19 protein-coding genes are annotated in these 25704 nt (G+C 71.8%); 7 read left to right on the top strand and 12 right to left on the bottom strand.

Annotation, left to right across the window (positions count from 1 at the left end; all coding sequences use genetic code 11):
* The first annotated feature begins 275 nt into the window (after window positions 1-275).
* Window positions 276-2234, top strand: a complete 1959-nt coding sequence (locus AB0K02_RS20075; RefSeq protein ID WP_365993803.1) for an ABC transporter ATP-binding protein — start codon at window positions 276-278, stop codon at window positions 2232-2234.
* Between the two features lie 120 nt (window positions 2235-2354).
* On the opposite strand, the gene AB0K02_RS20070 is transcribed toward AB0K02_RS20075, so the two are convergent.
* Both AB0K02_RS20070 and AB0K02_RS20065 read right to left on the bottom strand, forming a co-directional pair.
* Window positions 2355-2765: a DUF2267 domain-containing protein gene (locus AB0K02_RS20070; RefSeq protein WP_365993798.1), complete on the bottom strand. Its 411-nt coding sequence runs from the start codon at window positions 2763-2765 to the stop codon at window positions 2355-2357.
* A gap of 222 nt (window positions 2766-2987) precedes the next feature.
* Window positions 2988-5669 carry a SpoIIE family protein phosphatase gene (locus AB0K02_RS20065; protein ID WP_365993802.1) on the bottom strand — a complete coding sequence of 894 codons (2682 nt, stop codon included), beginning with the start codon at window positions 5667-5669 and terminating at the stop codon, window positions 2988-2990.
* Between the two features lie 229 nt (window positions 5670-5898).
* Here AB0K02_RS20065 and AB0K02_RS20060 point away from each other — a divergent pair, with 229 nt between their 5' ends.
* From AB0K02_RS20060 to AB0K02_RS20050, 3 genes are all read left to right on the top strand, one after another.
* Window positions 5899-6276 (top strand): hypothetical protein, encoded by a 378-nt coding sequence (locus tag AB0K02_RS20060; protein WP_365993797.1) that lies wholly within the window; start codon window positions 5899-5901, stop codon window positions 6274-6276.
* Window positions 6277-6416: 140 nt separating this feature from the next.
* On the top strand, window positions 6417-6773 hold the full coding sequence (locus tag AB0K02_RS20055) for a PRC-barrel domain-containing protein (RefSeq protein ID WP_365993796.1): 357 nt from the start codon (window positions 6417-6419) through the stop codon (window positions 6771-6773).
* 23 nt (window positions 6774-6796) lie between these two features.
* A complete protein-coding gene (locus AB0K02_RS20050) occupies window positions 6797-6964 on the top strand; it encodes a hypothetical protein (protein WP_365993795.1) in 168 nt (55 codons plus the stop codon).
* A gap of 91 nt (window positions 6965-7055) precedes the next feature.
* Here AB0K02_RS20050 and AB0K02_RS20045 read toward each other — a convergent pair whose 3' ends face one another.
* Both AB0K02_RS20045 and AB0K02_RS20040 read right to left on the bottom strand, forming a co-directional pair.
* The gene (locus tag AB0K02_RS20045) at window positions 7056-8219 is read right to left on the bottom strand and encodes an aromatic acid exporter family protein (RefSeq protein WP_365993794.1); all 1164 of its coding nucleotides are present in this window, start codon (window positions 8217-8219) and stop codon (window positions 7056-7058) included.
* A 395-nt stretch (window positions 8220-8614) separates the two neighbouring features.
* Window positions 8615-9736, bottom strand: coding sequence for a glutamate--cysteine ligase (locus tag AB0K02_RS20040; protein ID WP_365993793.1), 1122 nt, complete (start codon window positions 9734-9736; stop codon window positions 8615-8617).
* A gap of 390 nt (window positions 9737-10126) precedes the next feature.
* Here AB0K02_RS20040 and AB0K02_RS20035 point away from each other — a divergent pair, with 390 nt between their 5' ends.
* From AB0K02_RS20035 to AB0K02_RS20025, 3 genes are all read left to right on the top strand, one after another.
* Window positions 10127-12247, top strand: coding sequence for a SpoIIE family protein phosphatase (locus AB0K02_RS20035; RefSeq protein ID WP_365993791.1), 2121 nt, complete (start codon window positions 10127-10129; stop codon window positions 12245-12247).
* Between the two features lie 225 nt (window positions 12248-12472).
* A complete protein-coding gene (locus AB0K02_RS20030) occupies window positions 12473-13030 on the top strand; it encodes a hypothetical protein (protein WP_365993790.1) in 558 nt (185 codons plus the stop codon).
* A 27-nt stretch (window positions 13031-13057) separates the two neighbouring features.
* The gene (locus tag AB0K02_RS20025; RefSeq protein ID WP_365993789.1) at window positions 13058-13615 is read left to right on the top strand and encodes a hypothetical protein; all 558 of its coding nucleotides are present in this window, start codon (window positions 13058-13060) and stop codon (window positions 13613-13615) included.
* 104 nt (window positions 13616-13719) lie between these two features.
* Here AB0K02_RS20025 and AB0K02_RS20020 read toward each other — a convergent pair whose 3' ends face one another.
* From AB0K02_RS20020 to AB0K02_RS19985, 8 genes are all read right to left on the bottom strand, one after another.
* A complete protein-coding gene (locus AB0K02_RS20020) occupies window positions 13720-14682 on the bottom strand; it encodes a TauD/TfdA family dioxygenase (RefSeq protein WP_365993788.1) in 963 nt (320 codons plus the stop codon).
* Window positions 14683-14810: 128 nt separating this feature from the next.
* Complete coding sequence (locus AB0K02_RS20015; RefSeq protein WP_365993787.1) at window positions 14811-15761, bottom strand: AEC family transporter; 951 nt, start codon at window positions 15759-15761, stop codon at window positions 14811-14813.
* 61 nt (window positions 15762-15822) lie between these two features.
* Complete coding sequence (locus AB0K02_RS20010; RefSeq protein WP_365993786.1) at window positions 15823-16737, bottom strand: aminotransferase class IV; 915 nt, start codon at window positions 16735-16737, stop codon at window positions 15823-15825.
* Window positions 16738-16747: 10 nt separating this feature from the next.
* Complete coding sequence (locus tag AB0K02_RS20005) at window positions 16748-17578, bottom strand: hypothetical protein (RefSeq protein WP_365993785.1); 831 nt, start codon at window positions 17576-17578, stop codon at window positions 16748-16750.
* 22 nt (window positions 17579-17600) lie between these two features.
* Window positions 17601-19400, bottom strand: a complete 1800-nt coding sequence (gene asnB / locus AB0K02_RS20000) for an asparagine synthase (glutamine-hydrolyzing) (RefSeq protein WP_365993784.1) — start codon at window positions 19398-19400, stop codon at window positions 17601-17603.
* A gap of 3 nt (window positions 19401-19403) precedes the next feature.
* Complete coding sequence (locus AB0K02_RS19995) at window positions 19404-20351, bottom strand: peptidase (protein WP_365993783.1); 948 nt, start codon at window positions 20349-20351, stop codon at window positions 19404-19406.
* The gene (locus tag AB0K02_RS19990) at window positions 20348-21643 is read right to left on the bottom strand and encodes an ATP-grasp domain-containing protein (RefSeq protein ID WP_365993782.1); all 1296 of its coding nucleotides are present in this window, start codon (window positions 21641-21643) and stop codon (window positions 20348-20350) included. The genes AB0K02_RS19995 and AB0K02_RS19990 overlap by 4 nt, the downstream gene beginning before the upstream one ends.
* Window positions 21640-25467 carry an amino acid adenylation domain-containing protein gene (locus AB0K02_RS19985; RefSeq protein ID WP_365993781.1) on the bottom strand — a complete coding sequence of 1276 codons (3828 nt, stop codon included), beginning with the start codon at window positions 25465-25467 and terminating at the stop codon, window positions 21640-21642. Before AB0K02_RS19985 ends, AB0K02_RS19990 begins: the two co-directional genes overlap by 4 nt.
* Window positions 25468-25704 lie beyond the last annotated feature (237 nt).

The raw sequence follows: 25704 nt of genomic DNA, 5'->3' as shown, positions 1-25704 counted from the left end.
CCCGAATCACGCCCTTATACCGTATCTTTTTGTTGTGTTTGTGTTTTGTTCTCGTTTTTTTGTCGGCTTTGGCGCGGTTCCGGGCCCGCCGCCGCCCCCCCCCCCCCCCCACACCTCTGTTGCGACCGGGCCCGTACCGGGGCAGTTGCCCGAGCCCGTTCTGTGGGCATCTCCTTCCTCATGAACGATCGAAGAAGCACGGGGAACGACCTGTTCTTACCTCCCGCCGCCCCGCGGGGTGATGTCGCGTGAAGAGGTATCTCGGGCGGGTGCGAATGGCCGAGCCGAAGGTCTCGGCCGCCGAGGAGGAGCTGTTCGGGGGGCCGCTCCGGTACGACATGGGATGGTCCGAACACGAGCGGGCCGCGCTGGATCTGACCATGGTCACGGCCATCCGGGCCATGCCGCGGCTGGTGTTCGGGACACTGCGCCGCGCCTGGCGCGCGGACCGGCCGTCGCTGCTGGGCGTCGGGATCAGCGAGGTCGGGCAGGGTGTCGCCGCGGCGGTGACCCTGCTGGCGGTCAACGCGGTGATGCACGCCCTGCTCGGCTCCGGCGAGCCGGTCGACCGGCTGCGCGCGGCGCTGCCCGCACTGATCACCGCGGCGGCCGTCGCCGTCGTCAACGCCGGGCTGGCCGGCTGGTCCACGTCCCGGGCCGGACGTCTGGAGCCGCTCGTGGAGCGGATGGCCACCACCGAGTACCTGGCGGCGGCCACCGCCGTGGAGCTGGAGGCGATCGAGGACCCGGCGTTCCGCCGCCTGATCGACGTGGCGCAGTACGGCGCCGCCTCCGCCCGGCGCATGATCGGGGCCTGCGTCGCCGCGCTCAACGGCACGATCGCCCTGATCGCCACGGCCGGCGTCCTGACGGTCCTGCACCCCGCCCTGCTGCCGATGCTGCTGCTGATCGCTGCGCCGCGCGGATGGGGGGCGATGCGGGTGGCCCAGGAGCGGTACGTGTCGGTGATGACGTGGGTCGAGCACGTGCGGGCCGGCCGCCTGATCGGCAGTCTCCTGACCGAGCGCACCGCGGCCCAGGAGGTACGGATCCATGCCGTCGGTGTGTTCCTCCTGGACCGCTACCGCGACATGGCCGAGAGCGCCGAGGCCGAGCAGAGGCGGCTCGCCGACGACAAGGCGGTCACCGAACTGGTGGCCGCGGCCCTCTCCGGCGTGGCCATGGCCTGTACGTACGCCGTGATGGGGTGGCTCATCGTGGCCGGGCACATGGAACTCGCGGTCGCCGGCACCGCGGTGATCGCCGTCCGCTCGGGTTCGGCGAGCCTTGGGGCGCTCGTGATGAACGTCAACCAGCTGCACGAGGAGTCCCTGTACGTCCAGGACCACGACCGGTTCCTCGTCGAGGCGGCTCGGCACGCCATCCCCCGGGGCGGGGCGAGTGTGCCCGTGCGGGTGGACGGCATCGTCCTGGACAAGGTCTGCTACCGCTACCCCGACCGGGACGAACCGGCGCTGGAGGACGTGTCGCTGTCCGTCCCGATGGGGTCCGTGATCGCGGTGGTGGGCGAGAACGGGTCCGGCAAGAGCACCTTGATGAAGATCCTCGCGGGGCTGCTGCTGCCGCACTCCGGGTCCGTTCGCTGGGGTGGTGCGGAGCTGGCCGGGCTCGACCGCGCGCAGGTCTTCGAGCGGGTCTGCCTGCTGACGCAGGACTTCCAGCGCTGGCCGGTGACGGCCGCGATGAACATCCGGATCGGGCGCCCGCAGAAGGACGCCACGGACGAGGAGTTGGAGCCTTCGGTCGGCTATGCCGGCGCGTCGCCGGTCGTCGCGAGGCTTCCCCACGGCCTGCGCACGCTGCTGGCCCGGGTGTTCCGCGGCGCCTCGGAGATCAGCGGCGGCGAATGGCAGAAGATCGGCCTGGCCCGCACCCACTGGCGGGCCGGGACCAGCGGAGCCGACAGCGTCCTGATCGTCGACGAGCCGACCTCCGCGCTGGACCCGGAGGCGGAGATCGAGGCGTTCGAGCGCATCCGCCGTCTCGCGGGCCCCCGGCGTGCCGTCGTCCTCGTCACCCACCGCATGTCCGGTGTGCGGCACGCCGACACGATCTACGTCCTCGGCCAGGGCCGCATGGTGGAACACGGCAGCCATGACGAGCTGATGGCCGCGAACGGGCGCTACGCCGCCATGTTCCGCACGCAGGCCGCCCAGTACGCCCCGGCCTGCGGCCGTACGGTCCCCCGACCCGGGGCGCCGGCCGAGGCGTGACCCACGGACCGGCGCTTCGGCCGTGCGGGCAGGCGCGTGCACCCGAGGGTGCGCGCGCCGCCCGGCGACCTCAGTGCGGTGACGCCCCGACGCCGTGAGGCGCGGCGCGATGCCGGCCGCTCACGCGGCCGCGGCGGGAGCCGGGGCGAGTTCGGCCAGGCCGAACAGGAGGGCGTAGCCGCGGGGCAGTTCGGCGAGGATGCGGCGCGTGAGGTCCTCGCCGGCGTGCTGGGCAAGGAGCGCCAGGACCGTGCCGGTGGCCCAGCGCGCCTCGGGACGGCTGAGGGGTGCGAGGCGCTCGGCGACCGCGTCGACGAAGCCGGGCGCGCTGAGCGGCTGGGTCAGCGGAATCTGACGGCTGATCACCGCAGCCGCTTCCTCGGGCAGCAGGCCCGCCAGTTCGCAGCGTTCTTCACTGCTGACGTGTCCGCCCAGGACGGTCAGCACCGCACGCAGAACGCGTTCGGCTTCGGCGCCGGTGGCATACCGGCCCGAGTACCGCACCTGCTGGACGAGTTGCTGCCAGTGCACGTTGGTGGTCCTTTCTTGACAGGCAGTCGGGCACCGCGGAGAAACGGTGCGGCTGCGTGATGAACACGGTGGTCGATTCGGTGGCGACCGTGCGCTTCACCGGCCTCCATTTTTCCATGTCGTCCAAACGACGACAAGAGAGATGTCAACCATCGGCTGACGGGGCGCGTGGCGTCTGATCGCGCGCCGGCCGGCCCGCGGGGGCCGGACGCCTCGCCGCCGTCACAGCCCCAGCAGCTCCGGGTCCCATGCGAAGACGCTCCTGTCCCCCGCTCCGAGCTTCTGCTCGGACCAGATGACCTTGCCGTCGGCGGTGTAACGGGTGCCCCAGCGCTCGGCGTACTGGGCGACGAGGTACAGGCCGCGGCCGCCCTCGTCGGTCGTCGCCGCGTAGCGCAGATGGGGTGCGCTGCGGCCCGCGTCGGACACCTCGCAGATGAGCGTCCGGTCGAGCAGCAGACGGACCCGGATCGGCGGGCCGCCGTAGCGGATGGCGTTGGTCACCAGTTCGCTGAGGATCAGTTCCGTGGCGAAGGCCTCCTCTTCGTGGCCCTGGTCCCCGAGCCAGCGGCCCACGTCCCTGCGGACGCCGGAGACCGCGGCGGGATCGGGTTCCACGTCCCACTCCCCCACGCGCGCCGGGTCCAGCCTGCGTGTCGTGGCCACGAGCAGGGCCACGTCGTCGCCCGGCGGGCTGACCAGCATCACCGCGATCAGGTCCGCGCAGGTCTCCTCCGCGGACCGCTCGCCCCTCGCCAGCACCCGGCGCATCATCACGAGGCCGGCGTCGAAGTCCCGCCCCTGGGTCTCGATCAGGCCGTCCGTGAACAGCACCAGCCGGCTCCCCTCGGGGACCCGCAGCTCCTGGGCCTCGAACAGCAGCCCCCCGAGGCCCAGCGGCGGCCCGGCGGGCACGTGCGGCGCCTGGACAGTGCCGTCGGGCAGCGCCAGCAGGGGCCCCGGGTGCCCCGCCCTGGCCACCGTGCAGGTCCCCGCCGCCGGATCGTAGATCGCGTACAGGCAGGTGGCGCCCGTAACGGCCGTACCGGTCCCTTCGGCGGACTCTCCCTGGTCGATCCTCGACACCAACTCGTCCAGGTGCGCGAGCAGTTCGTCGGGCGGCAGATCCAGGGCGGCGAAGTTGTGCACGGCGGTGCGCAGGCGTCCCATCGTCGCGGCCGCGTGCAGGCCGTGGCCGACCACGTCGCCCACGACGAGCGCCACGCGCGCACCGGGCAGCGGAATCACATCGAACCAGTCACCGCCGACCCCGGCCCGGGCGGGCAGATAGCGGGACGCCACGTCCAGCGCGCTCTGCTCCGGAAAGGCGCCGGGCAGCAGACTGCGCTGCAGCGTCACGGCGAGGCCGTGTTCGCGCGTGTAGCGGCGGGCATTGTCCACGCACACCGCCGCCCGTGCCACCAGCTCCTCCGCGAACGACAGATCCTCCTGGCCGAACGGGAGCGGATTGCGCACGCGCCAGAAGTTCGCCATCCCGAGGACGACACCGCGGGCGTGCAGGGGGACGCAGATCAGGGAGTGGGCGCCGTACTCGAGGATCCTCGCGGCCTGCTCGGGGTCCTGCTCCCGCCAGCCCCGCGTGGTGGTGACGTCGGGAACCAGAAGGGAACGGCCCTGGCTCATTCCCACGACCCGCGGATCCGCGGGGACGAAGCCCATGTCCCGGCCGGCGGGATGGAAGGGGTGGTCCGCACCCGCCCCCGCGATGGCTGTGCGGCGCATGTCGATCACCGGACCGGCCTCCTCCTCCTCCGGTCCCGGCTCCTCCCCGCCCAGTACGGGCGCCGCGAGGTCGACCGTGACGACGTCGGCGAAGCGCGGGGTCGCCACTTCCGTCAGTTCCTCCGCGGTGCGGGTGACGTCCAGCGTCGTACCGATGCGTGCACTGGCCTCGTACAGCAGCAGCAGCCGCTCGCGTACCTCTTCGGCGCGGCCCGCCAGGGCGGACAGCTCCGTCGTGTCCCGCAACGTGGCCACCGTTCCGGCAGCCTGCCCGCTCGCGTCCGTGGGCCGCAGGTTCACGGCCAGCAGCCGGTCCCCCGCCACCCGTACCTCGTCCGACGCCGCCCTGCCGGAGGCGAGCAGCTCCGCGGTCGCGGCGCCCAGGCCCAGATCCGTCACCGCCCTGCCCTCCGCGTCCGGTGGCAGGTCGAGCAGCCGGCGCGCCTCGTCGTTGGCGAGCAGCAGCTTCCCGTCACCGCCGATGATCAGCACGCCCTCGCGCACGGAGTGCAGCACCGCGTCGTGGTGCTCGTACAGCCGCGTCATCTCGGCCGGGCCGAGACCCCGCGTCTGCCGCCGCAGGCGCCGGCTGACCAGCGCCGCGCCGGCGGCGGTGAGGACCAGCGCGGCCGCGGCGGCGCCGAGCAGCACGGGGACGTCACGGTTGGCCAGCGCGTTCACGTGCTCGACCGTGATCCCCGCGGAGACGAGTCCGACGACGGTGCCGTCGGGCCGCTGGACGGGCACGACGGAGTTCACGGAAGGTCCACGGCTCCCGGTGAACGTGCGGGTGAAGCCCCGGCCCTCGACCGCTTCCTTGTAGGGACCGATGATGTGCTTCCCGATCAACGACGGGTCGGGATGCGTGTAGCGGATGCCGTCGCGGTTGGAGACGACGACGTATTCGACGCCGGTGCTCTTGCGGGTCTCCTCCGCGAGCGGCTGCAGAATCGCGGTGGGATCGGGACTCTCCAACGCCTCGACGATGCCCGGCGAGTGGGCGAACGCCTCGGCGACGCTGAGCGAGCGTGTCCGCGCGTCCTGCGTACCGGCGCGCCTGCCCTGCAGAACGAGCGACACCGCGGCCGCGGTCACGAGCAGCACCACGATCGCCAACTGCAGAAGAAACACCTGCCCGGCGACCGTGTGCACGCCGAACAGGGAACGGGAGCGCCGTCCCGGCCGGGAGACCGCCGACCGGGAGGCCGATGGCCGGATCCCTGCCGCATGTCGGCCAAAGGCACCCATGAACTCTTTCTACCACCGAAATCCGGACCGGGAATCGGGCGGACGCCGCACCGGCTCCGCCCGCCCCGGGACGCGTCTTCCCGCCGCGGCCCGTGTCCTGCGTACGCTGGAACAACGGGGCGCCAGTGACAGGAGGCACGTCATGGCAGGCGGCCGGCGTTTCCACCTCGATCAGGACGGCCACTCCGTCACCGTGCAACTCCGGGGCGCACACCCCGAAGTCGAGGTGCTGGTGGACGGCAAGGTGGTCGCCCAGCGGACGGGACCGGTCAAGGGCACCACGGCACTCGAGGCCGAACTGCCCGGGGACCCGCCCCGGCCGTTCCGGATCCTGATCGCCCCTGTGGAAGGTCCCGACGGGACGCCCCTGTGCATGATGGAGAGCGCCGGGGCGCGCTCCCCGATGCCGCTCGTGCCCCTGCTCAGCGCCGGACGGCCCGCGCAGCCGGGCCCGTCGCCCACCCGGCTCGTGCGGCGCCGGCTCCGCAGGCTGCTGCACCGGCGGGCGGGACGCCACTAGCGAAACGCGTGTGTGAGGCGCCTCGCGCTCGGACCTCGCGGACACGAAGGGGCTGCTCAGGCTGGTGGGGACCTCCTCTGAGGAGCACTCTGGGAAGTGCACCGGATACGGGCACCACGCTCGCGTGAAGGGAACCCGGGATGATCCAGATCGCCGATATCCGTGAGTGGCGCACCCACGACGTCGTCGACGCGGGCGGTCGCAAGATCGGCGCGCTGGAGGCGATCTACGTCAACACCAGCACGGACGAGCCCGCCATGGCCACCGTCCAGATCGGTCTGCCCACCCGGCAGCGCCTGGTCTTCGTCCCCCTGGACGGCGCGGTCGTGGGACCGGGATACGTCAGGGTCGACTACGACAAGGCGCTGGTGAAGAAGTGCCCCTCCATCGGCACGGACGACGTGCTGCCGGCCGACGACGAGCCCGCGGTGTTCGCACACTACGGCCTCGCCTACCGGCCCGGCGCCAACGGTGAGCGCCAGCTCGCCCGCCGCTGACCGCCGGAAGAGGGGGCTTCGTCATGACGCTCTTCCTGACACTGGTCATCGCGGCGATCGTGCTGGGCATCATCGGAGCCGTCGCCGAAGGACTGTTCTACCTGCTCGTCATCGGGATCGTGGTGTTCCTGGGCGCTCTCGTCCACCTCGTGCTGCACTGGCGGCGCTCCGGGCGGCGCCCGACGCGCTGAGGCCGGCGGGACGGCCGGCGGTCGCTCGAACAGGCGGCCGGAGGGCTTCCGCACGCGGTCCCCTTGGCCGCGGCGGGGAACGCGACGGCACTCACGCCGTGTCCTCCGGCGGTTCCTCGAGCAGTTGATCGGCCACTCTGCGTGCGTCCACCAGGAGCGATCCGTACAGGGCCATCCACTCGGGACCGCCGGTGCCCTTTGTCGCCAGCAGTTCGCGCAGACGCCGCTGTGCCTCGTGGACGTCATCGACCGCCCGGCGCAGACGCAGCCGCGCCGACCAGTCCTCGGCGGTGACGAGTTCCCCGTAGGCCTCCACCGCGGACGCGACGTCGTGCAGGAACCGCGTGTACAGCGCCGTCACCCCTTCTTCCGGCCGCGGCCTTCCGGCGCGGTCGTCGGACGCCTCCATCAGGGTGCGTGTCAGGTCGCTGAGGTAGTCGCTGAGCTGTTCCAGCACATGGACGGTATGCGTGAACGAGCCGTGCCGGCGCCGCAGTTCCGCGCGGTTGCGGCGGTCAGGGTTGAGCCAGGTGCTCTCCCTGCCCCGGTCGAGAGCGGATCGTGCCTGCTTGATCAGAGAGAAGAGACGGCGCGCCCGCTCGTCCCAGTCGCGGGCCTCCCGGTGGCTCCAGGAGCCGTTCAGCCCGTCGGCGACAGCGGTCAGCGTCTGCGTCGCCTCGTCGATCACCGCCTTCACGGCGGTCTGGGTGCTCCGCAGGTGCACCGGGGGCAGGACGAGCATGTTCACGCCGACGCCCACGACCGCTCCGAGCAGCGACTCCAGCAGCCGCGCGGTCGCCGCGCCGGCGCTCGGATCACCGGAGGTCAGCACGAACAGCGCCGCGGTGGCGCCGTAGATGCCCTGGTCGCCCAGCCTCGGCCAGTTGCCCAGCAGCAGGGTGACGGGCAGCACGACGGCCATGGCCGTCGTCGGGCTGCCCAGCGTCGTTCCCCCGACGGTGGCCAGGACGGTGCCCACCGCGATGGCCCCCAGCTGTTGCAGGGCCTGGGCGACGGACTGGTACACCGTCGAGCGCACCAGGACGATCGCCACCCAGGGTGCGATGAACGGCAGCGGCGCCTGCAGCAGCCGGCCGGCGATCATCCAGGCGATCAGTGCGGCGAGGGCCGCCTTGAGCGACTGAATCGCCAGATCACGCTCACGTCCCGGCCGCGCCCAGGCGAGGCGCGCCGAGCGCCCCGCCGACCGGGCCTCCTGCCGCACTGCTTCCGCCACACGCAGTCGTCGCACCATGACGGTGGATGTGCCACACAACCCCGGGCCCCACACCCGGTGGCGTCGCTCGCGGTCGCGGTCGCCGCCGTCGCGGGCCACGTCGCCGCCTCGGTGCCGACCGCGGCGGCGTCCTCGGCGCACCGCGGTTCCTCGCCCCCACGGAGCTGCCGCCGCACCCGGCTTCGACCTGGTACGCCGGTCCGGTCACGGGGGCCGGACAGCCCGATCCGCTCCCCCTGTGCGTGGGCCGGGCACTGCCCTCCGTCTCCCGACACCGGCAGTGCTGAACCGAGTTCGGCACCAAAGCGCTCCAGGTGACCGTCGTCGAACGCAGCGCCACCCGCGCGAAGCGGTTCGCGGAGCTGTGGCAGCAGAAGCTGACCGGATGCGCGGACCGACTCATGCGGCCCCGTTCACAACGCCAGGGTCTCGGAGACGATCAGGTCCGTCACCGCCTTCAGGCCGCCTTCGGCCAGGGCCCGCCGCTGCCGGTCGGCCGGTGTGCCCTGCTGGAGCAGCCGGTGGACGAGGGAGACGACCTCCCGGGTGTCGCCCGCGGCGTCCAGCGCGGGCGTGATGTGTTCCATCAGCAGTGCGACGAGGTCCCCGGCACTGCGGCGCTCGCCGGCCGCGGTGATCAGGCTGCCGCCGAGACCGTGGCGGGCGGCCTGCCAGTTCGCCGCCTGCAGCACCTCCGGGGCGATGGCGGGCAGGGGCACGTCCGCTTCGGCTTCGCTGATCGCCGTGGTGACGAGAGCCCGCACGATGCCCGCGAACATGACCGCTTCATCGGCGCGCAACTGCACGTCGGGGCACCGCACTTCGATGGTCGGGAATCGGTCCGACAGGCGGGCCTGCCAGTACAGCTGCCCTCTGTCGCGGATGATCCCGCTGTCGAGCAGCGTCTGGACGCGCTCCTCGTGGTCCGCGAGATCCGCGAAGGCGGGCGGGGGCCCGCTGACCGGCCAGCGGCCGAAGATCACGGTGCGCCAGCTGGCGAATCCGGTGTCGTGGCCGTCCCACAACGGCGAGTTCGCGGACATGGCCACGAGGACCGGCAGCCAGCCCCGCAACCGGTTCAGGACAGCGACGCCGACCTCCGGGGACGGTACGGCCGTGTGGATGTGCAGGCCGTTGACGAGCTGCTCGGCGACGAGCTGCGGAGCCTGCACCTGCATCGCGCGGTACCGCGACTGCTCGGTCACGCGGGCCGACTCGGCCCCCCTCACGGGCGGTGTGCCGCAGGCCGCCAGCCGGCATCCGTTCGCCTCCGCGGCGGCCCCCAGCACATGTCGCAGGCGCAGAAGGTGCCCCCCGACCTCTTTCAGCTCGGTGCAGATCCTGGTGGCGACCTCGATCTGCACCTGCAGCAGCTCGGACTGCAGTTCCTTGGCGTCCACGAGCGGAGCGAGACCGGCTGCAGACCTCACCTGCTCCGCCAGCGGCACGGGCACGCCCGTGTCCGGAGCGAGCAGCAGGTACTCCTCTTCCAACCCCAGGGTGACCGGCTCCACACAGCCCTCGCAGCGTCGCATCGTCGGAAGCCAGGACGCCCGCGTCCTGACGCATGTGGCGCCCGGGAGCACCGGCAGCCATGACCGAGTGTCACGGGGTGGCGCGGACGAGCGGCGCAGGAGCACGGTGGCGTCGCCCGAAAGGCGGCGGCACGGCTCGCCCGCTGGACCCCGTCCACGTGGCGGAAACCGGGCCGTGTGGCCGCTGGAGCCGTCCAGGAAGCCGGCGAACACATGGGACCAGCCTCTGCGGGGCTTCGCGGGGCTGATGCACGACGGCGTGCCGTCGTGCCCGGGGCGGCGTAACGTCCCCAGTGATACGGAGCCGGTACCGCGGGGGATGCGCCAAGCTCCTGGGCGGGTGAGGGCGCCGGTACGGGCCACAGCGCCCTGTGACGCCGGAGGTGCCTCGTGACCAGCACGGGTGGCCCGGCCACCGGCCCCGACCCCGTGGGTGCGGCGGTCGCGGAGACGGTGCGCAGAACCGGTGCCACCATCGGCGCGCTGTACCTGCGCGCCGATGAGGACGTGCTGTGTCTGGAGGTGCTGTGCGGGGCGCCGGGCGAGTTCGCCGCCCCGTGGGCCAGAGTGCCGGTGGCGTCGCCGGCCCCGGTGGCCGACGCCCTTCGCGAGGACCGCCTGGTCTGGGTGGCCAACCAGGAGGAAATGGTCCGGTCCTACCCCCGTACGGCGGTGGCGCTGCCGTACCCCTACGCGCTCGCCGCCGCGCCGGTCACCGGCGCGCGCCCCTGGGGGACCCTGCTGCTGATGTGGCCGGCCGGCCGCCCGCCCCACATGACCGCACGGGAGCGGGGCCACATCGCCGCCAACTGCCGGCGGCTGGCCCGGCTGCTGGAGGAGGCCGCCGCGTCCGGGCGGCCACCGGACCCGGGCGGCCAGCCCCGTGTCCTGCCCGTGGAAGCCGGCCACCCCGCCTCGGGCCCGGCCCTGGCCGCCGCCGACTTCGCCGAGCGCCTGCCCGGCGGCTCCTGCGCGCTGGACCTGGAAGGGCGGCTCACCTTTCTCAGCGCCGGGGGCGCCGAGCTTCTGGGGCGCGACGCGGCCCACCTGCTGGGCACGCTGCCCTGGCAGTCGCTGCCGTGGCTCGACGACCCCACCTACGAGGACCGCTACCGGGCCGCGGTGATCAGCCGCGAACCGGTGTCCTTCACCGCCTGCCGTCCGCCGGACCATTGGCTGGACTTCCACCTCTACCCGGACGCCAGCGGTATCAGCGTCCGTATCGTCCCCACCGGCGCAACGCCCCCGCCATCGCCCGCGCCCCAGCGTCCGCCGCCCGTCGCGCCGCCGGCCCGCGCGGGGCAGTTCTACCAGCTGATGCATCTGGCCGCCGCCCTGACCGAGGTCGTCGGCGTCCAGGACGTCGTCGACCTCGCCGCCGACCAGATCATGCCCGCCTTCGGAGCCCAGGGACTGGTGCTGTCCACCGCCGACGCCGGCCGGCTGCGCATCATCGGCCACCGCGGCTATCCCGACCATGTGGTCGAACGCCTCGACGGACTGCCGCTCGACACGAACTTCACCCCGGCCGGACAGGCGCTCAGCAGCGGCATCCCGTCGTTCTTCTCGAGTCCGCAGGAGATGCAGCGGATCTATCCCGAGGCTCCGGTGGTCAGCGGCAAGCAGGCATGGGCCTTCCTTCCGCTGATCATCTCCGGCCGTCCCGTCGGCTGCTGCGTCCTGTCCTACGAACGGCCCCACACGTTCTCGGCCGAGGAACGCGCCGTCATGACCTCGCTCGCGGGACTCATCGCGCAGGCCCTGGACCGGGCTCACCTGTACGACACCAAGCACCAGCTCGCACACGGCCTCCAGCAGGCGCTGCTGCCGCACAGCCTGCCCGACGTGGCCGGCCTGGACGTCGCGGCCCGCTATCTGCCCGCCACCCGCGGCATGGACATCGGCGGCGACTTCTACGACGTGATCCGGCTCGGCGACACCGCCGCCGCGGCCGTCATCGGCGACGTCCAGGGCCACAACGTCGCCGCCGCCGCTCTGATGGGACAGGTGCGCACCGGCGTCCACGCCCACGCGCACGTCGGCGCCTCGCCCGACGACGTCCTGTCCCGCACCAACCGGCTGCTCGTCGATCTCGACCCCGGGCTGTTCACGAGCTGTCTCTACGTCCACCTCGACTTCGCCCGGCGGCGGGCACGGCTCGCCAGTGCGGGACATCCGCCGCCGCTGCTCCGCCTCCCCGACCGCCGGACGTCCCCGGTCGACATCGCGCCCGGCCCGCTCCTCGGCATCGACCCCGACGCGAGCTACCCGGTCACCGAGATCCCGCTCGCCCCGGGACTGCTGTTCGCGCTCTACACCGACGGCCTGGTCGAGACGCCGGGGACCGACCTCGACGACTCCATCGCCGAGCTCGCGCACCGTCTCGCCGACACCGACGACCACGACCTGGACCTGCTGATCGACAGCCTGATCGAGCAGGCGGGCCCCACCCGCAAGCGCACGGACGACATCGCGCTCCTCGTCCTGCGGGCGGCGACACCGGGCGGCTGATCACCCCGGCCCTCAGTCACTCACGTTCGCCGCTACCGCGCCCATGTGCGCGGTGAAGCGCACGGACAGCGGGGCCGGGGCGGCCCGTACTCGACGCCGACGGGGCCGGGAGCCCGGAGCAGGCGGTCACCGTCCACTGACCGGGACGGGACTGTTTCGGGCCGGTGCCCGTGGGCACCTGCGCTCAACAGAGAGGCACCCGATACGGACAAGGGGGTCCGGCCGATGTCAACTGGCACTCTTCTGGCGATCATCATCCCCGTCGTGGTGGTGCTCGCCCTGATCGCCCTGGCCGTGGCGATGACCATGCGGCGACGCCGTCGTCTGCGTGAGCGCTTCGGCCCCGAGTACGACCGCACCGTCGAGGACGCCGGGAGCCGGCGGGCCGCCGAGCGCGAACTCAGCACCCGCGAGAAGCGTCACGCGTCGCTCGAGATCCGGCCCCTGCCCGACAGCGCCAGGGACCGCTACGCCCGGGAATGGGTCGACGTGCAGCAGGAGTTCGTGGACCGTCCGGTGGACGCCGTGCACGACGCCGACCGGCTCGTGACCTCGCTCATGCACGAACGCGGCTACCCCACGGAGGGGTACCAGCAGCAGATGCGAGACCTCTCCGTCGAGCACGGCCGCACGCTGGAGCACTACCGGGCCGCCCACGAGATCAACACGCTGAGCACGGCGCAGCGTGCCACCACCGAGCAGCTGCGGGGGGCCATGGTGCACTACCGGGCCCTGTTCGACGAGCTGCTCTCCGACGGACAGGCCGGGCCCGCCCGTGCCTGATCCCTACGCAGTCGCGCGGGAGAGATCATGCGGGACAACGACACGACACGGCCCGCCGGGAGCGGGCTGACGACCGACGACATCGCCCGGGGCGCAGGCGGCGCGGCGGGCGAGGGACAGGACGCCGGGCCGCCGCCCGTCTTCCCCGGCGAGGAGACCGGCGGCATCGGCGAGGCCGACACGCGTGCCGCCGAGACCTCCGGCACCGCGGACACGGACACCGCGGCGGAGGCGGGCGCACCCGCCCCGGCCGGGGACGCCGCGGAGCAGACCTCCGCGGCGGACACGGGCGACACGGGGGAGGCGGGTGACACGGACGAGGAACTGTTGGCACCCGACGACAAGGAGAGCTTCCGTACCCGCTGGCAGGCCATTCAGAACGATTTCGTCGACGACCCACGGGAGGCCGTGCACTCGGCGGACTCGCTGGTCGCGGACGTCATGCAGTCGCTGGCCGCGACCTTCGCAGAACGCAGGGAGGGCCTCGAACACCAGTGGAACCGGGGCGAGCAGGTCGACACCGAGAGCCTGCGCGTGGCGCTGCGCGAGTACCGCTCGTTCTTCAACCGGCTGCTCGCCACCTGACCGGGGCGTCCGCGGGCGAGGATCTCGTCGTTCGGCGAACCCGAAGGCTCCGGCCGGTTGTCCGGCCGGAGCCTCCTTTGTGGCCGGGGCCCGGCGAGGCCGGCCTACCAGGCGCGCATCGGCTCCCCCTCGACGAGCTCGGAGACGAAGCCGGTCGGTCCCTTCGCCGGCTCGCCCAGGACCGTCACACGGTGCATGACCCGCTCGACGTCCAGGTGGGCGAAGTCGGTGGGGGCGAAGTGGCAGGTGCTGCGGTTGTCCCAGAAGGCGATGCTGCCCGGTTCCCAGCGGAAGCGAACGGTGTACTCGGCGCTCGTCATGTGCTGGAAGAGCAGCTCCAGGAGGTGGCGGCTCTCCAGCTCGGTGAATCCGGTGATGCGGGTGGTCGAGCCGGGGCTGACGAACAGGGCCTTCTCACCGGTCTCGGGGTGGACGCGGACCACGGGGTGGACGGCGACCTGCGGATCCTCGCAGTAGAGCTTGAGGATCTCGCGGTCGCGCTCGTCGGAGTGGCGCAGGTGGACCGCGGTGAAGAAGGCGTGCTCGGCTGTCAGCCGGTCCACGAACTCGCGCAGCGGCGCGGAGAGGCCCTCGTACGCGGCGACCGTGTTGGTCCACTGGGTGTCGCCGCCGAAGGCCGGGGTCTTCTCGGCGCGCAGGATCGACAGGTCGGGCGGGTTGACGGACTGGGTGAGGTCGCTGTGCCACCCGGCGAGCGGGGAGACCCACTTGCGCCGGTAGTGCTCCTCGAAGTCCGCGCCGTAGCGCTCGGTGTCGGCCTTCGGGTCGACGGTGAGGATCTCCGGGTGGCCCTCGGGGTGGACGCCGTGCTTCTTGCCCGGACGGCGGGTGAGGGAGCCGAAGCGGCGGCCGAAGGCTATGTGCTGTGCGTGGTCGATGTCCTGGCCGCGGAAGAAGACGACGCGGTGCGCGAGGACGGCCTGGCGGATCTCGGCCACCGTGACGTCGTCGAGTTCCTCGCGCAGGTCGACTCCGGAGATCTCGGCTCCGATGCGGCCTGCCACCTGCTGGACGGTGATTCGGGTGGGCTGCGCGGTCTGGGTCACGGTTCTGCCTTTCACGAGCGGTTTCACACGAGGTGTCGAACGAGGTGTCACAAGGAGGTGTCACACGAACGGTCAACGACGGAGTTCACAACGGGCGGTTCGCAACGGACGGCCGGTCCCGGACCGGTTCAGCCGGCGTGCGCCACCCACTGCATCCACAGCGGGAGCAGGAGGAGCGCGACGACCGAGCTCTTGACGACCAGGGCCGCGGACATGTCGACGCTCACGTCGTAGCGCTGGGCGAAGATGAACAGGTTCTGCGGGGCGGGCATGGCGGCGATCAGGACGAGGTAGCTCAGCCAGTCGCCCCCGACCCCGAAGCCGTAGCGGCACACGGCGAAGGTCAGCAGCGGAAAGGCCACACACTTGAAGGCGATGAGCCACATCTCCTCCACGGTGGTGCCGCGGACCCGCAGCCCCGTCCCGCCGAGGTGCAGCCCGAGGGCGAACAGCGCCACCGGCGAGGCGCTGTCGCCCACGAACGCGAAGCTGTCGAGGACCACCTGGGGCAGCCGCACCGGCAGCAGGTTGAGCACGATGCCCGCGTTGCAGGCGATCACGACCGGGGTCATCAGGGAGGCGACGACGGCGGCGCCGAGCCGTCTGCCGGGGCCACCGGTGCGGTCCGGGCGGCCCAGTTCCATGATCGAGATGATGACCAGGGACAGGACACAGACCTGGAACAGCAGCACCGGGAAGATCGGCGCCGCGTTCCCGAACAGCATGATGAACACCGGCACGGCGAAGTAGGCCGTGTTCACCTGGACGGCCGCCATGATGCGCAGGGCCACGCCGCGGGGGTCGCGTACGCCGGACATCCGCGCCAGGGCGCCCGTCAGCACGACCGCGGCGCCGGCCGCGGCCGCGTAGCCCGTGATCGCCCGCCAGTCGAACAGGGCGCCCAGGTCGCTCCGGTAGATGTTGCCGAACAGGAAGCACGGGACCGCGAAGAGGAAGGCGTAGTCGGCGAAGACCTTGGAGCTCTCGGCCGGCACCACCTTCCGTCTCGCGAGGAGGACCCCGCATCCGAAGGCCAGCACCACCGGTGCCAGTTTCTCCAGAGCCTCTACCGCTCCCATGCACGCGCCCTTGCTCTTGCGGCTCCTGTGAAGGGGCCTGTTCCTCTACCGTGCCGGTCGGCTACCGGGCCCACGCATGGGGCACTTCCACGTCGCTGCGGCCCTCAATCAGCTTCCGGTAGCCGGTGATCACCGTCCGGACGACGTCGTTGCCGCTGGGGTCGTAGTGGTGGTCGTCGATCCGCGCGACAGGCAGGATCTCGCAGGCGGTGCCGCAGATGAACGCGCCGTCGGCCTCACCGGCGAACCGGGGCGCCAGATCACCGACGGTGCACGCGATGCCCTCGTGCGCGGCGATCGCGAACACGCAGGCCCGCGTGATGCCGTCGATCGTGCACCGGGTCGTCGGGGTGAACAGGGCGCCGTCCTTGGTGAAGAACAGGTGGGCGCCGGTGGCCTCCACGAAGTTGCCCCGGTCGTCGAGCAGCAGCGCGTCGTCGAATCCGGCCCGCAGGGCCTCGTTCTTGCTCACCGTGCCGATCATGTAGTTGCCGGCGGCCTTGCTCTTGACCGGCGCGTACTCGGGCGCCGGTCGGCGGTAGCGGCCGGTGACCAGGGAGATCCCCTTGTCGAGGGCGTCCGCCGCCGCGTAGTAGCCCTCGGGGAGTTCCCACGCGGCCACCGAGGTGTGCACGGACGTCCTGAGGGCGGCGGTCTGGATGACCTCCGAGCCGCGCCAGGCGTTCATGCGGATGTAGCCCTCGGTGATGCCCGCCTCGGCGACGACGGCGAGGGTGGCCGCGTGCAGGGTGTCGTCGCTGTGTTCGAGGTCGAAGTCGAGGATGCGTGCCGAGGCGCGCAGCCGCGCGATGTGCTCGCTCAGCATGAACGGGCTGCCGCCGTAGACGCGTATGCCCTCGAAGATGCTGGAGGCGTAGTGCAGTCCGTGGCTGAGGACGTGCAGCTTCGCGTCGGCCCAGTCGACGAGGCCGCCGTCGTACCAGATCTTTCCGGTGCGCTGGTCGAAGGGGATCACGGTGTTCCCTTCAGAGCGCGAGGTCGAAGAGCGGGTGCTGGAGGTCGCCGACGAGGGCGATGAAGCGCCGCTGGTGCTGGGTGAGGCTGCGCACCGAGACGCCGTGCAGGGCCAGCCGGTTGATGGGGTACATCACGAGGGTGTTGTTCGCGTACGGGACGGTGGTGACCTCCTCGACGTACTGCGGGTCGATGTCGAAGCGGTTGTCGCCGTACTCGGAGGCGCTGGTGTAGAACTTGTGCGCCTCGGTCCGGTACTTGTACAGCACGAGGTCGCCGCCGGTGGCGTCGTCCTCGGGCAGGCGCATGTAGAACAGGCCGCCGAACAGCTTGTACGGCTTGTCGACGTGCGGGCCCCGGTAGGCCGACGGCTTGCCGGTGACGGCCGAGTTGATGACGGCCGTGCAGTCCATCAGGATGTCGTGGGTCTCGAAGTCGTCCCTGTTGCGGCGGCCGACACGCAGGTCGCGCAGGGGGCCGAGCCTCTCCTGGGCCGCGGGCAGGTTGGCGAGGAGGTCCTCCTCGAAGAGGTCGAGGAACTCCTCGTAGAAGGCGGGCGAGGAGTGGTAGGTGACGAAGTCCTTCCAGACCTGCGCCATCGTGGGGTCGCCGAGGACCATTTCGGACATGTAGTTGTAGCGCTCGTTCGAGGTGATCGGCTTGCCGATCCGCTCGCCGATGTACTCCGCGGTCGGCATCGACTTCGCGAGCGCGTCGTACAGCTCCTGCGGCAGCGCGTCGCGGATGACGATGTGCGGGAACGGGTCCCGGCGGATGTCGTCCTTGGTCACACCGGCCAGCAGCGAGGTGATGGCGGGCCGGCTCTCGGGTGCCTGGGTCATTGCGGGATCTCTCCTAGGGTGGTCAGGGTGTGAGGTCGCGTGCGGAGAGCCAGGTCTCCAGCATCAGCAGTGACCAGAGGGGCTCGGCGGCGTGTGCCGCGGGGCTCTCGGTCTGCAGGCGGAACAGGTCGCGGACGGTGTCCTGCCGGAAGTAGTCGCGGCAGCGGGCACCGGGGCCGAGGAGGGTGTCGCCGATCATGTCGTACAGTGCCTCGCCCGGCTTGATCATCGCCACGATCGGCAGCGTGAACGGCTGTTTCGGCCGCTCCACCACGCTCCTGGGCACCCAGCGGCGGGCCGCCTCGGCGACGGGCGCCTTCACGGTGTCGCCGGCGACCTTGACGCCGGCGGGCAGGGCGTGCGCCAGGCGCATCACGGACGGCTGGAGGAAGGGGACGCGGGCCTCCACCGAGTGGGCCATGCTCAGATGGTCGACGCGGCGCAGGATGTAGTACGGGAAGCGTTCGAACTGGTCGTAGCGCAGCAGTGTTTCGAGTCTGTTCCGCTCCCCCGAGCGCACCCGGCGGTCGAGCTCGTCGCCGTTGCGGTCGCCGAAGAGCCCGCCGGACGCCCTCACGTGAGCCAGGTAGTCCGGCGTGTAGAGCCGTTCCAGGGTCGCGTTGTGGGCGGCGGCCATGGTGCCCTGGTACGCGCGGTGCCAGGTGGCGGCGCCGTCCCTGTCGGCCTTCACGAAGCGGGAGTATCCGGCGAACAGCTCGTCGGCCCCGTCCCCGGTCAGCGCGACCTTGAACCCCGCCTCGTGGACGGCCTCGAACAGCGCGAAGGTGCTGAGGCTGTGCGGGGCGTTGTTGGGCTGGTCGAGGTGGCGTACGAACCGCTCGACGAGTGCGGGGAACCCGGCCGGGTCGAGGAGCACCTGATGGTGGCGCGTGCCGCAGTGGCGCGCGACCTCCTCGGCGAAGTGCCGCTCGTCGGCCGGCCAGTCCCCCTCGTAGGCGATGTTGAACGAGGCGACGTCGGACACCAGGTGGGCGGCGAGCGCCGTGGTGTAGCTGGAGTCGAGGCCGCCGCTGGTGATGACGCAGACGGGGACGTCCGCGTCGAGCATGCGGCCCAGTTCGTGGCGCAGCAGTTCGTCGAGCATCGCCGCGGCGGCGGCGACCGTCGGTTCGCCGCCGGGCCAGTCCACCTGGGCCGCCTCCAGGGCGGTGCGGGTCACCGACAGCCTGCCGTCCGCGAAGCGCAGCGCGGATCCGGGCTCCAGCGTGCGCACGGCGCTGTACACGGTCCCCGGTCCCCACACGGCCCTGCCGCCGAGGTAGCGGTCGACGGCGAGGGGGTCGATCTCGTCGGGGAAGTCGGGAAAGCGGCTGAGGGCCTGGAGTTCGGAGGCGAAACACAGGCGGCGGCCGTCGTCGGACACGTAGTAGTAGAGCGACTTCATGCCGGCGTGGTCGGTGAAGAGCTTCAGGCACGGCTCGGCGCGGCGGTCGGTGACCGCGATCGCGAACATGCCCTCCAGGCGGGAGGTGAACGCGTCGCCGTACAGCTCGTACAGCGGCAGCAGCACGTCGCCGTCGCAGTCGCCCTCGAAGGTGTAGCCCCGTGCGGCGAGTTCGGCGCGCAGCTGCCGGTGGTTGTAGATCTCGCCGTTGAACACGCAGGACAGGTCCTCGCGCGCGAAGGGCTGGTGGCCGTGTGCGATGCCCTGGATCGCCAGCCGGTTGTTGCCCAGCGCCCAGCCGTCGCCGAGCTGGACGGTCTGCTCGTCAGGCCCGCCCTCCCGCATGGCGTCGGCGACCGCCTCCAGCACCTCGGGGCCGACGCGCTCGCCGCCGAAGCAGCCGTAGATGCGGCACATGGGTCACACCTCCGTCCGGGTTCCGGCGCCGGCCGGCGCGAGAGCGCGGTCGGCGGTGCTCTGGCGGGCCCCGGGACAGTGGCGGCCGAGGAACTCGATGACGATCTCGACCTGCCGCAGGATGTCGTCCAGCTGCGCGGGCGTGGGGCTGGTGCCGTGGCCTTCGAGCGCGCTGTTGCCCGTCTTGAGGTGGACCGGCGCGGCGACGCGGACGATGTCGGGCGCCTCGTAGGTGCGGATGAAGCCGCCGGACATCCTCGGGTTGTCCACGTGGCAGTCCAGCGGGATCGTCACGGCCTGGCGCAGCGCGGCGATCATCGGCAGCGTCAGGTCCCGTACGGGGTTGAAGCTGTTCGCGCCGAGCATCTCCAGCATCTGGGCGGAGGCCGGGTTGCCCTGCCCGCAGTGCGCGGAGACCTTCAGGTGGATGTCCTCGGGCAGGTCTCCGGCGGTGCGCAGCCGTCCGAGGACCCACAGCAGGCCCTCGTCGTAGACCACGAATCCGCGGACACCGAGGTCGAGACCGCGCTTGATGTCCTCGACGGCGCGCACGATCTGCTCCTGGCCGCGCAGCCGGTAGCCGATCCGGCTTCCTTCCGGTGTCTGCACGCTCGCGCCGATGTCGTAGCCGGCGCGGGGGCCGACGGACATGAGGATCTCGGCGCCGTACTCCTTGCCGAGCGCGACGTACTCGCCGATCTCGCGGGCGGTGTGCCGGTACATGCCGCGGGTCTCGGTGATGCGGTTGATCGTGAATCCGCGGCGGCGGCTCTCGGACAGCAGCGTCTCGGCTGCGTTCACCGAGTTCACCGTCGGCACCTCGATGCGGAAGTGGCAGCCGTCGTCGAAGGCCCTGCCGGAGCCGCCGGAAAGGTGCAGGTCCCCGTCCGGCAGTCCGAGCCGGGCGAGCTGTGCGCGGGTCTGCGCGTAGAAGGGGGTCGTGGCCGTCATCTGGTCACCTCGATACCGAGCCGGTCGGCCGTGCGGCCGACGATCTCCTCGGCGATGCGGATCGACGCCGTGCGGTCGGCGTGCACGACCTGGACCTCGCCGAAGTTGCCGAGGTTGCCCCGGCACGGAAGGAGCACGTCCCCTTCGGGGAACCGGACGGTGAGGGCGTGCAGGCTGTCGCCGTACTCGGCGGCGGCCCAGCTGAGGTCGGGCACGTGGTCCGGCTTCGGCGCGAGGTCCGCGGCGCCGAACCAGCGGACGGTCGCGTAGTGCGTGAACCGGGTCGGGCCCCGCTCGATCTCCTCGTCCAGGTGGATGCGGACCAGGAGTTCGAAGATGTCGCCGCCGCCGGCGAGCCGGAAGAGGTTCGGCAGGCAGGAGCCCATGATGCGGGGGTTGACCTCGATGAGCCGCGGTGTGCCGTCCTCGCCGAGCATGATCTCGATGTGGAAGATGCCGAGCCGCAGGCCGAGTGCGCCGACGACGGCCTCGGCGAACTCCATCACCCGGTCGTGGTCCCCCGCACTGATCCCGGCGGGAATGGTCGTGCCGGTCTCCAGCGCCTCGTGCCGCTCCCAGGTGGAGCGCTCGCTGACGGCGAGGCGCAGGAACCTGCCGTGGCTGAGGCCGAGTTCGGCGGAGACGAACCGCCCGGACAGGTACTCCTCGACGAGGATGCCGGCCTCGTAGGTGGTGCCGGCCGCCGCCTGCCCGAGGATGCCGCGGAGCTGCTCCTCGTCCGCGACGACGTCGGCTCCTTCACTGCCCGAGCCCCTCGCCGGTTTGACGACGACGGGATAGCCGGTGGTGGCCGCGAAGGCGGCGGCCTCCTCGAAGCCGGCGACGACCGCGTGCCGGGTGCTGTCGACGCCGGCGGCCGCGAGGATCTCCCGGCAGCGGTTCTTCTGCTTGGCTGCCTCGGCCGCGCGGGCGTCCGTGAACGGCACGCCGATCTCCTCGGCGATCCTCGCGACCGGGACCACGAGGGCGTCGACGGTGGCCACGAATCCGTCGATGGGCCGCTCGCCGTGGACGCCGAGCACACAGGCGCGCAGGGCGTCGATGTCGGTGGCGTCCTTCAGCACGTGGACCGTGTCGACGAACCGTGCGTACGGCGAGGCGTCGAAGTCGATGTGCTGCGACTGCTCCATCAGCAGGGAGCGGACGAGGGTCACATGGTGGCCGAGGCGTGCGGCCGCCTCGAACGCCGGGGCGTTGCCGGCCTTCCAGGTGACGAACACCACGTGTCCGGGACCGTCGTCGCGGCCCGTCGGGTCCTGCGGCTCTGTCATCGCGTCTTCCTCGCGAATCGCTGGCCGATCCGGACGTAGCCCGGAACGTCGGTGCCAGGGGTGGGGATGAAGGAGATGGAACCGGCGAGGATGTTCTTCTCGGACATGGAGGTGAACCCGCCCGCGCCGGACAGGACGAGGTCGCCTTCGTCGAGCTGGAGCCAGCTGCCGTCCGGACGGCGCTCGGCGTACTCGTACCGCAGGTGGTCGGTGCCGCGCAGGACGTTCAGCCGGTAGCCGTCGGAGGCGTACAGGCCCGCGCAGTCGTCGAGTCGCATGGTGAACGGCCGCCCGGTGCGGATCAGTCCCTCACCGGTGAGCGCCCGCAGCAGGTCCTCGTAAAGGCCGAAGGCGGGGTAGGCGTTGGCGAGCAGCAGCAGGAAGGCGCGCTCCTCGGGGAAGATCTGGACGAAGTTGTGGTGGCCGCTGCCGTTGGAGTTGAACCCGAAGGCGGACGGGCCGAACATCAGCCAGCCCAGTCCCCAGGCGTGCATGAAGTGGTGGCCGGGGACGGGGATCTGCGGAGTGCGCATCTGCTCGGCGAGGTGGGCGGACAGCAGGCGCTCGCCCGAGGGCGCGACGCCGTCGTCGATCGCGAGGAGGGCGATCTTCGCCAGCTCTTCGAGGGTGAGGCAGACGGAGAACGAGCCGGCGGCGTCGTCGGCGACGGTCTGTTTCGGCGGATCGTGCCGCAGATAGCTCTTGGCGCGCTCGTTCCACACGTAGCCGACGGAGACGGCGCCTGCGTAGTGGCCGTCCTCGGTGAGGGTCTGCGGGATCTCCGCGATGCCGAGCGGCGTGAGCATCAGTTCGTTGACGGCACGGCGCCAGGGCATGCCGAGCAGCTTCTCGATCACGGCGGCGACGATGGACGTGCCGACCGCGGAGTAGGCGAACACCTCGCCCGGCTCGAAGAGCTGCCCGTATCCGGCGAGCGTGCCGATGTAGGCGTCGAGCCCGGGCAGGTCGGTGTCGTGCCACACCTCGTAGGAGTCGTCGACGCCGCTCGTGTGCGAGAGCAGGTGCCGCAGGGTGACCTGGACGGTGCCGCCGTCGCGGCGGCGGAACGCCTGCGGCAGCAGTTCGTGCAGCGGCTGGTCGAGTCCGACGAGGCCGCGGTCGACCAGGCGCAGGGCGACGAAGGCGAGCATGGGCTTGGTGATGCACGTGACGCGCTGCCTTGTCCCGGCTCCGTACGCGGCCCCGGTGGCGGTGTCGGCGACGCCGTGGTACGTGAACTCCAGTGCGCCGTCCAGGAACACCGCCGCTCCCGCGCCGGGAACGCCGTGGCCGCGGCCCGATTCGCGCAGCGTCTCGGCGACGGCGCGCAGCCGCCCGGCGGTGCCGGACCCGGCCCGGGCGTCGGGCAGTTGCGCCCGCTTGCGGCGCAGCAGCGCGGCCTGGTCGGCGAGGGTGCGGTGCTCGTAGATCTCGGCGACGCGTACGGCCCTGCCGGCGGTGTCCGAGAGGCGGGCGGCCAGCAGGTTGGCCAGCAGGGAGTGTCCGCCGACGGAGAAGAAGTCGAGGTCCCGGGAGAGCGCTGCCGTGCCCAGCAGGTCGGACCAGACGCGTGCGACCGCGACCTCGTCGGGGTCGTCGCCTGAGAGGGCGGCCGCGGCGGCCTGCCCCCAGTCGACGTCGCGGGCGGCGAGGGACGTACGGTCGACCTTGCCGTTGGGCAGCCGCGGCAGCCGTTCCTCGACGATGATCTTCGCGGGCTGCATGTAGTGCGGCAGCTTGGCCCTCAGGTGGGCGCTCATCGCCTCGACGGAGACGGTGCCGCCGTCCTGGCCGACGTAGCAGACCAGCCGGGTGTCGCCGTCGGTGCGGACCGCCAGTGCGGCGACGTCGCACAGGCCGACGCTCTCGCGCAGGACGGATTCGATCTCGCCGAGCTCGATCCGGAAACCGCGCACCTTCACCTGGTTGTCCTTGCGGCCGAGGAAGCGCAGTTCACCGTCCTCGGTCCAGCGGGCCAGGTCGCCCGTGCGGTAGAGCCGCCCCCCGGGCACGGAGAGGTGGGCCGGGGCGGGAACGAACGCGGCGGCGGTGCGCTCCGGGTCGTTGATGTAGCCCCCGGCGAGGCCGTCGCCGCCCAGGTGGAGTTCGCCGACGGCGCCGTGCGGCACCAGCCGTCCGTGCGCGTCGAGCAGGTGGGCGACGGTGTTGTGGATCGGTACGCCGACGGTCGGGGCGGTGGCCGTGGGGCCGGTGAAGCACTTCCAGGTCGAGTACGTGGTGTCCTCGGAGGGGCCGTACAGGTTGTAGAGCCGCTCGATGCCCGTGCCGTGGAAGGCCGCGTTGACGAGCTCCTTGGCCAGCGGCTCGCCCGCCACGTTCAGGACACGGGTCGAGCCGGGCAGCGCCGAGCGCTCGAGCAGTACGTTCAGCGCGCTCGGCACGGTGTTGACCAGGGTTGGCCGCAGTTCCTCGTCCTCGGTGAGCGCGAGGACGTTGTCCACGACGACGACGCAGCCTCCGCGGGTGAGCGGCGCCCACAGCTCGAAGACCGACAGGTCGAAGTTGAGCGAGGTGGAGAACAGGACCCGGGCGAGTTCACCTGAGCCGTACGTGTCCTCGGCCCAGGCGAGGAGGGCGACCACGTTGCGGTGGCTGATGACGACGCCCTTGGGCAGGCCGGTCGAGCCGGAGGTGTAGACGAGGTGGGTCGTGGCGTCCGGGCCGACGCCGGTGTCCAGGAGGCCGCCGTCCTCGGCGGACGCCTTCTCCCACAGTTCCGTCCACGGCAGCGCGGTGGCGCCCCGGCCGTCGAGCCAGCCCGGGGCGTCGTCGCCGTCGTGGACGACGGCGGCCATGTCGGCCGTGGCGGCGATGGCGCTCAGCCGGTCCGCGGGGTACGCCGGGTCGAGCGGCACGTACGCGCAGCCCGCCTTGTGCACGGCGAGCAGCAGGACGACGGTGCGATGGGTGCGTGCCAGGCAGAGGCCGACGCGGGAGCCCGGCGTGATCCCGCCGGAGGCCAGCGCGCGCGCCAAGCGGTTGGCCTGCTCGTCCAGCTGACGATATGTCAGCACATTGCTCTGCCACTCCACCGCGGGCGCGTCGGGGGTGCGGGCGGCCTGGGCCTCGACGAGGGCGTGCAGCGGGGCACAGGCGTACGGGCGGGCGGTGTCGTTGAGCCCGGACAGAAGGTGATGGGTCTCTGCCGCGGACAGCACGGTCAGTTCGCCCACGGGGGCCTCGGGTCGCGCGGCGGCGTCGCGGAGGAGGGTGTTGAGGTTGGCGGCCATGCGGGTGATCAGTTCGGCGGTGAAGAGGCCGCGGTCGTAGTGGAGGGTCAACCGTGCGGTTGTGTGAGCCAGTTCGGCCTCCAGGAGCAGCGCGAAGCCGTCGGCGTCGGCGGCCTCGGCGCCGTCGTGCTCCACGTAGCCCGCGCGCAGCCCGGTGCCGAGGTCGGCGGAGGCGTCGGGCGCCGCTGTCCGGGCGGCGTCGCGGTAGCGGGTGCCGAGTCCGGCCGCCAGCGCGGAGAGCGTCACGTCCTCGTCGATCCGCGAGCGCACGGCGACGGGCCGGCCGAGGGGCGCACCGCCGGCGCCGCCCGCCCGTGCTCCCACGATGTCGTCCTGGCCGCTGTAGCGGTGCAGGAGCACGGTGAACGCGGCGTGGAGCAGGTCCGAGACCCCAGGCTCGCCGGACTCGGCGTCCCTCACCGGCGCGAGGCGGTCGCCGGACCAGGAGTACGTGCCCGTGCCCGCCGCTTCGGCGGCACCGCCGCCCAAGTCCCTGACGGGCAGCTGCAGAGCCGGTGCCGCGCCGGACGGTACCGCGGCGGATGAGGCGGCGGAGTTGTCGCCCACTGTCATGATCCCCCTCGTCGGATTTCGCTGTCCTGCCGTGCCGAATGCGCGGCATCCGTTGTGCGCGCATGCCGAATACACATCCGGCGAAATGCCTTCTTCGATTCCCACCCGCAGTTCCGCATCGGGGCAGCGGTTTTCACTCGCTGTGTCCGCGCACGTTTCCACCGGCCGGTGATCCGGCCTTTTCCGATGGGAAATGCGTAAGGCGTTTCGGTGCTGTGGAATTCCGTGTTCCCGGCG

Source organism: Streptomyces sp. NPDC049597 (assembly GCF_040675505.1).
GTDB lineage: Bacteria > Actinomycetota > Actinomycetes > Streptomycetales > Streptomycetaceae > Streptomyces.
The sequence above is the reverse complement of the archived record's forward strand: the minus strand, read 5'-3'. Positions and strand labels throughout refer to the sequence as shown.

Excerpts from the sequence above, each read along its gene's own strand:
- AB0K02_RS20075 (WP_365993803.1), top strand. The coding sequence starts at position 276 with ATGGCCGAGCCGAAGGTCTCGGCCGCCGAGGAGGAGCTGTTCGGGGGG.
- AB0K02_RS20060 (WP_365993797.1), top strand. The coding sequence starts at position 5,899 with ATGGCAGGCGGCCGGCGTTTCCACCTCGATCAGGACGGCCACTCCGTC.
- AB0K02_RS20055 (WP_365993796.1), top strand. The coding sequence starts at position 6,417 with ATGATCCAGATCGCCGATATCCGTGAGTGGCGCACCCACGACGTCGTC.
- AB0K02_RS20050 (WP_365993795.1), top strand. The coding sequence starts at position 6,797 with ATGACGCTCTTCCTGACACTGGTCATCGCGGCGATCGTGCTGGGCATC.
- AB0K02_RS20045 (WP_365993794.1), bottom strand. The coding sequence starts at position 8,219 with ATGGTGCGACGACTGCGTGTGGCGGAAGCAGTGCGGCAGGAGGCCCGG.
- AB0K02_RS20040 (WP_365993793.1), bottom strand. The coding sequence starts at position 9,736 with ATGCGACGCTGCGAGGGCTGTGTGGAGCCGGTCACCCTGGGGTTGGAA.
- AB0K02_RS20030 (WP_365993790.1), top strand. The coding sequence starts at position 12,473 with ATGTCAACTGGCACTCTTCTGGCGATCATCATCCCCGTCGTGGTGGTG.
- AB0K02_RS20025 (WP_365993789.1), top strand. The coding sequence starts at position 13,058 with ATGCGGGACAACGACACGACACGGCCCGCCGGGAGCGGGCTGACGACC.
- AB0K02_RS20015 (WP_365993787.1), bottom strand. The coding sequence starts at position 15,761 with ATGGGAGCGGTAGAGGCTCTGGAGAAACTGGCACCGGTGGTGCTGGCC.
- AB0K02_RS20005 (WP_365993785.1), bottom strand. The coding sequence starts at position 17,578 with ATGACCCAGGCACCCGAGAGCCGGCCCGCCATCACCTCGCTGCTGGCC.
- asnB (WP_365993784.1), bottom strand. The coding sequence starts at position 19,400 with ATGTGCCGCATCTACGGCTGCTTCGGCGGCGAGCGCGTCGGCCCCGAG.
- AB0K02_RS19995 (WP_365993783.1), bottom strand. The coding sequence starts at position 20,351 with ATGACGGCCACGACCCCCTTCTACGCGCAGACCCGCGCACAGCTCGCC.
- AB0K02_RS19990 (WP_365993782.1), bottom strand. The coding sequence starts at position 21,643 with ATGACAGAGCCGCAGGACCCGACGGGCCGCGACGACGGTCCCGGACAC.
- AB0K02_RS19985 (WP_365993781.1), bottom strand. The coding sequence starts at position 25,467 with ATGACAGTGGGCGACAACTCCGCCGCCTCATCCGCCGCGGTACCGTCC.